The 12,594-nt window shown below is 58.7% G+C and carries 12 protein-coding genes; 10 read left to right on the top strand and 2 right to left on the bottom strand.

The genetic code is table 11. The features are described 5' to 3' along the window. Positions 1–2,009 (top strand): CusA/CzcA family heavy metal efflux RND transporter (locus Q0P59_RS17515; RefSeq protein WP_295008791.1); only part of this gene is annotated, 2,009 nt, incomplete at its 5' end. Between the two features lie 87 nt (positions 2,010–2,096). After that, a complete protein-coding gene (locus Q0P59_RS19700) occupies positions 2,097–2,468 on the top strand; it encodes a zinc ribbon domain-containing protein (RefSeq protein ID WP_153150877.1) in 372 nt (123 codons plus the stop codon). Positions 2,469–2,681: 213 nt separating this feature from the next. Here Q0P59_RS19700 and Q0P59_RS17510 read toward each other — a convergent pair whose 3' ends face one another. Next, positions 2,682–4,088, bottom strand: a complete 1,407-nt coding sequence (locus Q0P59_RS17510; protein WP_295008789.1) for a heavy metal sensor histidine kinase — start codon at positions 4,086–4,088, stop codon at positions 2,682–2,684. Further along, positions 4,085–4,762, bottom strand: a complete 678-nt coding sequence (locus Q0P59_RS17505) for a heavy metal response regulator transcription factor (protein ID WP_295008786.1) — start codon at positions 4,760–4,762, stop codon at positions 4,085–4,087. Before Q0P59_RS17505 ends, Q0P59_RS17510 begins: the two co-directional genes overlap by 4 nt. A gap of 170 nt (positions 4,763–4,932) precedes the next feature. On the opposite strand from Q0P59_RS17505, the gene Q0P59_RS17500 reads away from it, so the two are divergent. The 8 genes from Q0P59_RS17500 to Q0P59_RS17465 all read left to right on the top strand — a co-directional run bounded on the left by Q0P59_RS17500 (position 4,933) and on the right by Q0P59_RS17465 (position 12,588). Beyond that, positions 4,933–5,217, top strand: coding sequence for a hypothetical protein (locus Q0P59_RS17500; RefSeq protein ID WP_153150882.1), 285 nt, complete (start codon positions 4,933–4,935; stop codon positions 5,215–5,217). Then, positions 5,214–6,653 carry a TolC family protein gene (locus tag Q0P59_RS17495; RefSeq protein ID WP_226444032.1) on the top strand — a complete coding sequence of 480 codons (1,440 nt, stop codon included), beginning with the start codon at positions 5,214–5,216 and terminating at the stop codon, positions 6,651–6,653. Before Q0P59_RS17500 ends, Q0P59_RS17495 begins: the two co-directional genes overlap by 4 nt. A gap of 13 nt (positions 6,654–6,666) precedes the next feature. Next, positions 6,667–8,076 carry a copper oxidase gene (locus Q0P59_RS17490; protein WP_295008783.1) on the top strand — a complete coding sequence of 470 codons (1,410 nt, stop codon included), beginning with the start codon at positions 6,667–6,669 and terminating at the stop codon, positions 8,074–8,076. Positions 8,077–8,105: 29 nt separating this feature from the next. After that, entirely contained in the window at positions 8,106–8,747 is a 642-nt protein-coding gene (locus Q0P59_RS17485) for a cytochrome c (protein ID WP_274739099.1), read from the top strand. Between the two features lie 96 nt (positions 8,748–8,843). Then, the gene (locus tag Q0P59_RS17480; protein ID WP_295008780.1) at positions 8,844–9,284 is read left to right on the top strand and encodes a DUF411 domain-containing protein; all 441 of its coding nucleotides are present in this window, start codon (positions 8,844–8,846) and stop codon (positions 9,282–9,284) included. A gap of 21 nt (positions 9,285–9,305) precedes the next feature. Continuing rightward, complete coding sequence (locus Q0P59_RS17475; RefSeq protein ID WP_027458831.1) at positions 9,306–9,650, top strand: copper-binding protein; 345 nt, start codon at positions 9,306–9,308, stop codon at positions 9,648–9,650. Positions 9,651–9,757: 107 nt separating this feature from the next. Continuing rightward, positions 9,758–11,002, top strand: a complete 1,245-nt coding sequence (locus Q0P59_RS17470; protein ID WP_295008777.1) for a TolC family protein — start codon at positions 9,758–9,760, stop codon at positions 11,000–11,002. Next, complete coding sequence (locus Q0P59_RS17465; protein WP_295008775.1) at positions 10,999–12,588, top strand: efflux RND transporter periplasmic adaptor subunit; 1,590 nt, start codon at positions 10,999–11,001, stop codon at positions 12,586–12,588. The genes Q0P59_RS17470 and Q0P59_RS17465 overlap by 4 nt, the downstream gene beginning before the upstream one ends. Positions 12,589–12,594 lie beyond the last annotated feature (6 nt).

Below are 12,594 nucleotides of genomic sequence, written 5' to 3'. Positions count from 1 at the left end.
CCAACCTGATGAGCCTCGGCGCTCTTGACTTCGGGATCATCATCGATGGTGCAGTCGTCATTGTGGAGAACTGTGTTCGCCGTTTGGCCCACGCCCAGGCACATCACGGGCGACCATTGACCCGGACCGAGCGCTTCCACGAAGTCTTTGCCGCTTCCAAAGAGGCTCGCCGAGCGCTGCTATTCGGTCAACTCATTATCATGATCGTCTATTTGCCGATCTTCGCGCTCACCGGGGTTGAAGGAAAAATGTTCCACCCTATGGCTTTCACCGTGGTCACCGCGCTCGTAGGTGCCATGATCCTCTCCGTCACCTTTATTCCCGCAGCAGTCGCACTGTTTATCGGTGAAAAGGTGGATGAAAAGGAAAACTTCCTGATGCGGGCAGCCAAGCGCTGGTATGAGCCCGTTCTGGCTGGTGTCATGGCGAACAAGCCGGTAGTCCTGGTCTTCACGACGGTGATGGTTCTTCTCTCTGGCTTGGTCGCTACGCGCATGGGGAGTGAGTTCGTACCGAGCCTGAATGAAGGCGACTTCGCGATTCAGGCACTGCGTATTCCAGGAACCAGTCTTTCGCAGTCAGTAGCCATGCAGCAACAGTTGGAAAAGGGGCTCAAGGCGGAGTATCCGGAAATCGACAGGATTTTCGCGAGAACGGGAACGGCCGAAATCGCCTCAGATCCGATGCCTCCCAATATTTCGGACGGCTACATCATGTTGAAACCTGAAGCGGAATGGCCGGAGCCACGGAAATCACGGGATGAACTGCTGACAGCTATCCAAAAGACCGTTGGAAGACTGCCGGGGAATACCTATGAGTTTTCCCAGCCGATCCAGTTGCGTTTCAATGAGTTGATCTCAGGGGTACGCAGCGATGTTGCCATCAAAATATTTGGTGACGACATGGATGTGATGAACGATACGGCCAGCAAGATTTCTGCTGTATTGGAGAAAATTCCGGGCGCTTCCGAGGTCAAGATAGAGCAGACGACGGGCTTACCTATGCTGACCGTGAATATTGACCGGGAGAAAACGGCGCGCTATGGACTCAATATTGGTGATGTCCAGGATGCAATCTCGACAGCGATTGGTGGTCGAGAAGCAGGAACCATGTTTGAAGGTGACCGACGCTTCGATATTGTCGTGCGATTGCCGGATAACCTTCGTTCTGATCTCGAATCACTAAAGCGTTTGCCGATAGCTTTGCCGAAGGGGGCTTCTGCCGGAAATGGGGTTGATGTACGTACGACCTATATCCCATTGGGGGAAGTCGCCAGTCTTGAGATTGCACCGGGTCCGAACCAGGTCAGTCGGGAAAACGGTAAGCGTCGGATTGTTGTTAGTGCCAATGTTCGGGGACGAGATATCGGCTCCTTTGTTGGCGAGGCTCAGAGCCGTCTAGCCGAGGTCAAGATTCCAAGCGGCTACTGGACCGCCTGGGGCGGAACTTTCGAGCAACTGGAATCGGCCTCGCAGCGTCTCAAGATCGTGGTGCCCGTGGCCTTGCTTTTGGTATTCACGCTGCTGTTCGCGATGTTCGGGAACGTGAAAGATGGACTGCTGGTGTTTACCGGCATTCCGTTTGCGCTGACAGGCGGCGTTGTCGCACTCTGGCTAAGGGACATTCCGCTCTCGATTTCGGCAGGCATCGGCTTTATCGCCTTGTCCGGCGTGGCGGTGCTGAACGGCCTGGTGATGATTTCCTTCATCCGTAATTTACGTGAAGAAGGGCGCACTCTAGATGATGCCATTCACGAAGGGGCTCTGACTCGATTGCGCCCTGTGCTGATGACCGCATTGGTCGCCTCGCTCGGTTTTGTCCCCATGGCGATTGCTACAGGTACCGGTGCGGAAGTCCAACGCCCGCTTGCCACCGTGGTGATTGGGGGAATCTTGTCGTCGACGGCGCTGACGCTTCTTGTGTTGCCGCTTCTATATCGCCTTGCTCACGGCAAAGATGCCGACGAGGAGGACTTCACGAAATCGATAGACGAGCCATCTGAAGCCTAGCGTCTTCCGTTCGTGACCGGGGGCTCCGTGCCGGATTCGGCATAAACCGTCGGTCACCCATTCTTCCACTCAAATACGGAGGCTGTTATGGGATTTTTTGAAAAACTCTTGCGAGGAGTCGCCGGTTCGCATGGTGGAGGTCATCATGGTCGTGATAGCAGCGGTCATCATGGCTGGGGAAACAGTTACCCCTCAAATTCAGCCCCCCCACCAATAGCGCTACCGGTGGCCCCCCATGCCCGAAGTGCGGCTCAGCGACCAACCCTGGGGGGACGCTACTGCGCCCAATGCGGCACAGCCTTGGTGCCCAGCAATTGTGTGGACTGCAATGCGAACCTCTCCCCGGGTACTAAGTTTTGCCCGAATTGCTGCAAGGCACATTCGCATTGCACGGTGCCCGGCCGATTCATAAGACTTATTGTTTGTAACGTTTCTTGCCATTTTGTAAACGATCTTTGAGACGTTTCGTGTAGGACTGTTTCTTCTGCGCTTTTTTTAGATATCGCTTGAGAAGCCAGAAGCCGACGAACACTACGAGGATCATCGACCAAACTAGAAGTAAGTCGGTCAGTGTGTATGGCCCGGAAGGTAAATGTCTGAGTTGGGGCATGGCCGGATTCGCACTGTGGCACTAGGAATGCTCTGTCCCTGTCCGCAGCCAAAAACGACAAGTCAGCGCAAAGAAGAAGTGGGTAGCGACAGCGTAAAGCAAGTCAATCCATTGGCTGAACAAACATCAACCCCACCGCCATGCGCAAGAACAATGGATCGCGTAATGGCCAGTCCGAGTCCTGAACTTTCCGTGGTCCGCTGCCGCGAGCTATCGACCCGATAAAACCGGTCGAATAGCCGAGGCAGATGTTCTGCCGGAATCTCGCTTCCGGTGTTCTCGACGGCAATATGCGTCATTCCATCATCAGTTTCGTTGATTTGTACGGTGACTACCCCGCCATTTGGCGTATGGCGCAATGCATTGGAAAGCAGATTGCTGACAGCACGTCGTAGCATCAGTCGGTCGCCGACTATTTGACCACTACCGGAGAGCGACAAAGCAATCGCCTTCTCTTCGGCCAGCACGTCGTAATACTCCAGTAGATCGCCGATTTCCTCGGCCAGATCGATCGGCTCCTGGTTGGGCACGATCTGGTTGTGGTCAGCCTTGGCCAGGAACAGCATGTCGGAAATGGTTCGCGACAAGCGCTCGAATTCTTCTGCGTTCGACGCCAGGATGTCCCGATAATCATCCGCCGAGCGCGCTTTCGAGAGCGTGACCTGGGTCTGGGTCAGCAGATTGCTGACTGGCGTTCGCAATTCGTGAGCAAGGTCCGAGGAAAAATCCGACAACCGCTGAAAGGATTCTTCCAAGCGCGAAAGCATGCCATTCAGTGTGTCAGCCAGATCAGCCAATTCGCGTGGGATGGCTTCGACCGGCAAGCGGGTATGCAGGCGATTGGCAGTAATCTCGGCAGCCTGGCGCTTAATGGCCAGCAACGGCAATAGGCCGCGCCGGACGACAAACCAGCCGAGCAATCCCATCGCCAGGGTTGCCATGCTCATGAACCCCCACAAGGTCTGCCGGAAAGATTCCATGAAGTGCTCGTGATGGGTGATTTCTGTGGCAATTGCCACGGTGTAACTACCGTCGCCATCGGAGCCTAGCTTGACCATCGAGGAAATCCCCCGCCATGGCTGGTCGTTTTTGCTGTTCCATTTGACGGGCTGCTCGCGCCTTGGTGTCGCGCCAATGCTTAGTAGGTCTTGCGGAAAGTCCATGGATTCGTTGGCATACAGCGTTTTGCCATTCTGGTCATAGACAACAACGATCAACCCGTGGTGCCCCGTCAGCGCATCGTCCAATTGTTGGGTCAGCGTCTCTTTCGGCTGACTACCCGGATCTCGTTCCAGGATATGCCTCGCCAACTGCATTTTTCCATTCAACACATCCAAATCCTGCTCTTCAAAGTGGCGTTCAACCGCATTGCCAATAAGCAGGCCAAGTAGGAACAGCACAAAGGCCGAGGCCAGCGCAAACAGCAGGGTCAGGCGAAGCGTCAGTGAGGGACTGCGGGTTGGGGTCAATCAATAATCTCCAAAACATAGCCCATGCCACGCACGGTACGAATCAATTTGGGTTCGTATCCTTCGTCGATCTTGACCCGCAGGCGCTTAATCGCGACCTCTATGACGTTGGTGTCGCTGTCGAAATTCATGTCCCAGACTTGGGAAGCTATCAATGAGCGTGGCAACACCTCACCCTGACGGCGGAGCAACAGTTCGAGCAAGGCAAATTCCTTGGCGGTCAGGTCGATGCGTTTGCCGGCACGATTGACCCGGCGGCGCAGCAGGTCGAGCTCGAGGTCGGCGGCACGCAGGAACTCGGACTCCTTCGCCTTACCGCCCCGCCGCAGCAGGGTCCGGACTCGCGCCAACAGTTCGGAGAAGGCAAAGGGCTTCACCAGGTAGTCGTCGGCGCCCAACTCCAGTCCCTTGACCCGATCCTCGACCTGGTCGCGTGCTGTCAGAAACAGCACGGGCATTTCCTTGCCGGCCCGGCGAATGCCTTGCAGCACCTGCCAGCCGTCGATACCCGGGAGCATGACGTCGAGGATCGCCAGATCATAGGCATCGGTCAGCGCCAGATGCAGTCCGTCGAGGCCGTTGACGGCCAAATCCACGACGAAGCCCGCCTCGACCAACCCCTGTTTGAGGTAGGTGCCGGTTTTGGTTTCGTCTTCCACCACAAGAATTTTCATTGTTCTCTCCACCAATCATTGGCTATTGATGGCGCATTTTCCGTCGCTTTTAAAGGCCAATTGCCTAGATTACGAAAATGTAATCCGCAAGTCAGCAAGATGTTGGTTTGGCGAAAGCATGATGTCGATCATCGGGGCAAAAGACTCCGCATATTCCCAATGGAGGCATCATGAAAATCATGGCGTTAACGGTCGCGCTCGCCGCGACACCCGCCTGGGCCGATTCCCATCCGCCCAAGGAACCGATACCCGAAACATCCTACCAATCGGCTTTCGCGGATTACAAACCGTTCCAGGATGAGACGCTGCATGACTGGCGTCAGGTCAATGGCGAGATGGGTCGCCTGCGCGGACACATCGGGCATCTTGAAACCGGCCAAGCGGCTGGAGAGCCAGCCCATGAGCACGGAAACCCTGCTGAACGCACCCCACAGGCGACCGGAGATAAGCCATGACGTCCGCTCTCTCTTTGTTGCCGATGCGTCGCGGAAAACTGCTTGTCGCCACCGTCGGAATTCTCGGTTTGGCCGGTTGTGCCACGTTTTCGGACGATGGCGGATTCGGCCGTGTCGAGCAAACGACCCGCGAGCGTCTGGACAAGGACGTCCAATGGGCGCGCAGCGATGCGGAGCGCTCGACACTGCAGGCCCGGGTCGGCGAACTGCTCGCCAATCCGCTAACGGCGGATGACGCGATTCAGCTTGCGCTCTACAACAATCGCGGCTTGCAGGCGGCGTTTTTCGACCTGGGGATCGGCGAGGCCGAACTGGTACAGGCGGGACGCTTGCCCAATCCTCATTTCTCGATGTTGCGTGCCAGCAAACCTGAGAACGGCATCCGTGAATACAAGATTGAACAGGCGCTGACCTTCAACATCTTCGCCCTGATCACCATGCCGCTGGCGGTCGAGGTGGAGAAACGCAAATTCGCCCAGGCGCAGCAACTGGCGGTGATCGATGTGGCCCGCCTGGCCGCTGAGGCCCGCCAAGCTTATTACACGGCGCTGGCTGCCGAGGAGTCCGTGCGTTACCTGCGTAAAGTCAGGCAGGCCGCCGAGGCAGGTGCCGAACTGGCCCGGCGCATGGCGTTGGTGGGCAATTTCAGCAAACTGCGCCAGACTCGCGAGCAAGCGTTCTATGCCGATGCGGCTTTGAACCTGGCCAGATCGGAGCAGTCGGCAATCGCGGCACGCGAACGCCTTGCTCGCGTGCTGGGCCTGCCTGATCGCAATGCCATTCGCTTGCCCGAACGACTCCCCGATTTGCCCAAGACGGTCGACGAGTTGCCGGGTGTCGAGCAGGCGGCGCTCGACCAACGCCTCGATCTGCAGGCAATCCGCCTCGAAACCGAGGCGCTGGCGAAGAATCTTGGCCTGTCCAAGGCGACCCGTTTCATCAACGTTCTCGAAGTCGGCCCGGCCCGGGTGCTCGAAGGCGCACGCGACAGCGGCTACAAGAAAGGCTACGAAATCAGCTTCGAATTGCCGATTTTCGATTGGGGTGGTTCCAAGGTGGCCAAGGCTGAATCGATTTACATGCAGGCGGTGGAGCGTGCCGGCGAATCGGCAATCAATGCCCGCTCGGAGGTTCGTGAGGCCTATCACGCCTACCGAACCAATTACGACATTGCCCGCCATTACCGTGACGAGGTGGTCCCCCTCAACAAGCGGATTTCGGACGAGAACATGCTCCGCTACAACGGCATGCTGATTGGCGTTTTCGACTTGCTCGCTGATGCCCGGACGCAGATCGGTAGCGTCAACAGCTATATCGAAACCTTGCGCGATTTCTGGATCGCTCGCGGTGATTTGGAAATGGCGATGATCGGCAAGCCGTCTTTGAATGCTTCGGCCCGAGCCACCATTGCGGCCACCGGCCGCGCCGACCATTAAGGGGACATCCATCATGACCACACGTCGCGATTTTTTCAAAAACCTTGGCATGGCTGGCGGTGCCGTGGCGGCTGCCTCTGTCAGTTCCGTCGCGCTTGCCGCGTTGCCCGAACTGGTGTCCATGGACAACCCGGACACGGCATCTCCACTGACTCCGCCCAACGGACGTCCCTACAATCCGGTCGTCACCCTTAACGGCTGGACTCTGCCTTGGCGCATGAACAACGGCGTCAAGGAGTTTCATTTGGTTGCAGAACCGGTTGTCCGCGAAATCGCTCCCGGCATGAAGGCTCACCTGTGGGGTTACAACGGACAAAGCCCCGGCCCGACCATCGAGGTGGTCGAGGGCGACCGGGTACGCATCTTTGTGACCAACCGGCTGCCGGAGCACACGACCATTCACTGGCACGGCCAGCGCCTGCCCAGCGGCATGGATGGCGTGGGCGGTCTCAACCAAAAGCAGATTCCGGTCGGCAAGACCTTCGTCTACGAGTTCGTCGCGCGTCGCCCGGGTACCTTCATGTATCACCCGCACGCCGACGAGATGACGCAGATGGCGATGGGCATGATGGGATTCTGGGTGACCCACCCGAAAGACCGCCACCCGCTTATCGAGACCGTCGACCGCGACTTTTGCTTCCTGTTGAATGCCTACGATATCGACCCCGGCAGCTACACGCCCAAGGTCAACACGATGCTCGATTTCAACCTCTGGACCTGGAATAGCAGGTCATTCCCCGGTATCGACTCGCTCAACGTCCGCAAGGGGGACAAAGTCCGCATCCGGATCGGCAATCTGACCATGACCAATCATCCCATGCACCTGCACGGACACGAATTTGTTGTCAGTGGCACCGATGGCGGTCCGACGCCAATCGGCTCGCGTTGGCCCGAGGTGACCACCGACGTGGCGGTTGGCCAGATGCGGCAGCTTGACTTTCTCGCTGACGAAGAAGGCGACTGGGCTTTCCATTGCCACAAGAGCCATCACACGATGAACGCCATGGGGCACGACGTGCCGACCATGATTGGCGTTGATCACCGAGGCGTCGTCAAGCAGATCACGGATTTGATACCCGACTACATGGTGATGGGGGAACGCGGGATGGCCGACATGGGCGAGATGGAAATGCCCATCCCCGACAACACGCTGCCGATGATGACCGGCCAAGGCCCTTATGGAGCGGTTGAAATGGGGGGCATGTTCTCCGTCCTCAAGGTCCGTCGCGACCAGAAACCAGGCGACTATCGCGATCCGGGATGGTACAAACAGCCAAAAAACACCCAAGCCTATGAATGGACCGGACCGGTGGCGGCCGCAACCCGCAGCCACGATGCCGGCAAGGGCGCGATGCGCCCAGCGGGCAAAGCGCAATCCCAGGAGGTCGTGGTCAGGAAGCCTGGCAGCCACGGCCAACACTGAAATCACACCCATATCGCAGGAGATTTATCATGAACAAACTACTCTTGGGCGCTCTGGCTACCATCGGCTTGGGCGCGGCAACGGCTGGGATCGTCGTCGTGGCCGGCGTCGTCGATGTCGGTGCCGACACCCCCCACAGTTCATTCACCTACCAGGCGCTGACGTTTGCCCGCGAAAGGGCCATTGCCAGCCGTACGGGTGAAATCCAGATCCCGGCTGATCTTGCCGATCCCGAGCGCGTGCGACGCGGGGCCGGCAACTATGCTGCAATGTGCGTCAATTGCCATTTGTCTCCGGAAGCGCCAGATTCGGAGATTCGCAAGGGGTTGTATCCGACTCCCCCCAATCTTTCCGAAAAACCGGCGGCGCCATCGTCACGTGACGCTGCCCGCGATTTCTGGATCATTAAGCACGGCATCAAGGCTTCCGGTATGCCGGCCTGGTCGAAGGGCGGCATGGAGGATGAGGCCATTTGGGACCTGACGGCCTTCCTGCAAAAGATGCCTTTGCTGTCGGCGACCGCCTACGAGCAACTGGTGGCAGCCAGTGACGGTCATTCCCATGGCGGACTGGAAGGCCACGAAGAGGCACCAGCAGCCCCGGTCGAGGAAAAGCCGGTGGCCAAGGGCAAAAATGCGCACAGCCATGACCACGGAGCGCACAAACATTAACCCCATAAAGATTACAAAAATGTAATCCGACGGACAGCAAATTGTTGGCGTCGGCTATCCATACTGACGCCACTCGACTGACACAGGAGCTTCGCCATGCGTAACCCCTTTCTTGTTCTTGCTTTGAGCGCCGTCCTCGGCGCCGGCCTTTCCACTGCCGTGGCGGCCGGCGAAATGGTGGATGTTTACAAGAGCCCGAATTGCGGTTGCTGCGGCAAGTGGGTCGATCATCTGAAAAATGCGGGCTTCGAGGTCCGCTCGCACAACGTCATGGACGTCCCGGCGGCCCGCAAACAATTGGGGATGCCCGATCGGCTGGGCTCCTGCCACACCGCCAAGGTGGCCGGCTATGTGGTCGAAGGCCATGTGCCGGTTGCCGACATCCAGCGTCTGCTCAAGGAAAAACCGAAAGCCCTCGGCATCGCGGTGCCGTCGATGCCGCCAGGATCGCCGGGCATGGAAAGCCCGAGACCCGTCCCCTACAACACGATGCTGGTCCAGGCCGGTGGCGAAACCAGCATCTTTGCCAAACATTGATCCCCCAAACAGGAGAAACTCATGAAAGCACTTATCACCGCCTCACTGATCGCCTTTTCCACCCTCGGCGCCGTTTCTGCCCAAGCTGCAAGCGACCATGCCGGGCATGCCATGGCCTCGCCGAGCGCCGCGTCTGCTGAAATGCAGATGATCGACGCTCAGGTCAAGAAAGTGGACAAGGCAGCCGGCAAAGTAACCTTGTCGCATGGCCCACTGACCAACCTGAACATGCCGGCGATGACCATGGTACTCAAGGTTTCCAATGTCGCCTGGTTGGACCAGATGAAAACCGGCGATAAGATTCGCTTCATGGCCGAAAACGTGAATGGTGCCATCACCGTCGTCCATTTCGAACCCGCCAAATAACCCAATCGACTGACGGCGAGACGGTGCTTACCTCTCGCTGTCAGCATGCTTCATAAAAACAAATATTGCAGGGAGGTCGCATGCGCCGACTCAGGCCGTTACCCATTTTGATCCTGGCGCTTGCCACCGCCTTTGGGTCGCCCGTGCTTGCCCAAGACGCCGCCCTTGGTGCGAACGTGGACAGCCTGATCAATTATGCCAAGACACGCAATCCGGAGTACGCCGCGATGCAGGCCGAGGCCGAAGCGTCAGGCGAGCGGGTGACGCCGGCCGGTGCCTTGCCCGACCCGAAGTTTCGGACCGAGTTGCGTGACATAACGCGGATGGGCGAACAGAGTGCCACGCTAGCCCCAAATCGCGTCGGCAGCACCCGTTACTTGCTGATGCAGGACATACCCTGGTTCGGCAAGCGTGACCTGAAGCGCGAAATCGCCGAGCTTGAAGCCGACGGCGCCAAGGGACGTGCGTTGGGCACATGGGCCGATGTGGCCGGGCGGATCAAAGTCAATTTCGCTCAGCTTTATTACGTGCATCGCAACGAGCAATTGACCCGGGAAATCCTCGACCTGATGACCCGCCTGGAAAAAGTCGCCCAGGTTCGTTATTCCGGCGGCCTGGCGGCGCAGCAGGATGTTATCCGCGCCCAGGTTGAGCAGACCAACATGCGCAACGAATTGATTGCGCTGGAAACCGAACAGCACCACCTGCATGCCCGGCTGAATGCCTTGCTGGCCCGCCCAAGCAATGCGCCCTTGCAGGAACCAGCGCAGTTGCGCAAGCTGCCGACTCCCGTGGCGCTGGATTACGCCACGTTGGAAGAGCGCGTGCGAACCCGCAACCCGCAACTGTTCGCCGACGAATCGAAAATCAAGGCCGCCGAGAAATCCCGCGACCTGACCTACAAAAACCGCTATCCCGATTTTACGCTGGGCGTATCCCCCATCCAGTACCAGAGCGCCATCAAGGAATGGGAGTTGATGGTCGAGCTGAATATCCCGCTGCAGCAGTCTTCGCGCCGGGCGCAGGAGCGAGAATCGGAATCGATGCTCAATGCCGCCCGCTCGCGCAAGGAAGCCACTACCAACCAAGTCTCCGCCGAACTGGCCGAGGCCCTGGCTGGTATCGAAGCCGCCCGTCGCACGGAAAACCTGCTGACCAACAGCCTGCTGCCGCAGGCCGAACTGACCTTCAAGGCGGCGCTGGCCGGCTACGAGACCGGCAAGGTGGATTTTGCCACCTTGCTCGATGCCCAACGCCAAATCCGGCAGGCCAGACAAAACCAGCTTAAGGCCCAAGTCGACGCCCAGATGCGTCTGGCCGAAATCGAACGTCTTTTAGGGGAAGATCTATGAACAAGGGTGCGGGACTGACCATCGGCGTTATTGCGGTTGCCGTGGCCGCCGGTAGTGGTTACTGGCTGGGCGGACGTGGCGGCGCCTCCCATGGCGATGCGGCACAGGTCGCCAGCGCGCCAGCCGAACCGGCCAAGAAAGAAAAAAAACTGCTCTTCTACCGTAACCCGATGGGGCTGCCCGACACTTCGCCGCTGCCCAAGAAAGACCCGATGGGGATGGATTACATTGCGGTCTATGAGGGAGAACAGGACGACGAACCGGCATCGGCCAACCAGATCAAGATCAGCACCGAGAAGGTGCAGAAACTGGGTGTGAGGACCGAAGTCGCCCAATTGCGCGTCCTTGACAAGGTGGTCCGCGCCGCAGGTCGGATCGAGCCGGACGAGCGTCGCATCTACGCGATTTCCCCCAAGTTCGAGGGCTACGTCGAACGCCTGCACGTCAATGTCACGGGCCAGCCGGTCAGCAAGGGGCAGCCGCTGTTTGAGGTGTATAGCCCGGAACTGGTTTCCGCCCAGCGCGAATACGCGATTGCCGCCCAAGGCGTCGAGTCGCTGAAGGAAGCCGGCGGCCAAGCGCGGGACGGCATGAAGCAACTGGCCGATTCAAGCCTGTTGCGTCTGAAGAACTGGGATATTTCGGAGGAGCAGGTCAAGGCGCTGGCCAAATCCGGCGAAGCACGGCGCACGCTGACTTTCCGCTCACCGGTCGCCGGCATTGTCACCGAAAAGAAAGCCCTGCAGGGCATGCGTTTCATGCCGGGCGAGGCGCTTTATCAGGTGGCCGACCTGTCGGCGGTCTGGGTGGTGGCTGACGTCTTCGAGCAGGACATCGGTCAGGTCAAGACCGGTGCCAAAGCCAAGGTCAGGATCAATGCCTACCCGGACAAAGTGTTCGAAGGGACGATCACCTACGTCTATCCGACCCTGAAGGCCGAGACGCGGACGGTACCCGTGCGAGTCGAACTGCCCAATCCCAGTCAGTTGCTGAAACCGGCCATGTTCGCCCAGGTCGAGTTGCCGGTCGGGGCCAAAGGAGAGGTCGTCACCGTACCGACCTCGGCCGTGATTGACAGCGGCACCCGCCGCATCGTGCTGGTCCAGGCCAAGGAAGGCCGTTTCGAGCCACGCGAGGTTAAATTGGGGCAACGCAGTGACAACCATGTTGAGGTGCTCGAAGGGATCAAGGATGGCGAGCCCGTGGTGGTTGCCGCCAACTTCCTGATTGACGCCGAAAGTAACCTGAAGGCGGCGGTCGGCGGTTTCGGCCATGCCAGCCATGGCAGCCAACCGAAGCCGGAGTCAGCCAAGTCGGCAGCTGTTGGGCATCAGGCCGAGGGCACGGTGGAGGGTTTCGACACCAAGGCAGGTCTGCTGACGCTCAATCACGGGCCGGTCGCCAGCCTCAAATGGCCGGGCATGACCATGGAGTTCCAGGTCGCGACGCCGGCGCTGTTGAGCGGACTCAAACCGGGTGCGACGGTGGCCTTCGAGTTTGTCGAGCGCAAACCCGGTGAATGGGTCGTCACCAGCATCAAACCGATGGCTGGCAAAGTGGCGGCCAATCCCCACGCAGGCCACTGACAGGGG

The sequence above is a fragment of the uncultured Dechloromonas sp. genome, assembly GCF_945957265.1.
GTDB lineage: Bacteria > Pseudomonadota > Gammaproteobacteria > Burkholderiales > Rhodocyclaceae > Azonexus.
This window is presented reverse-complemented; position numbering and strand designations above follow the sequence as displayed.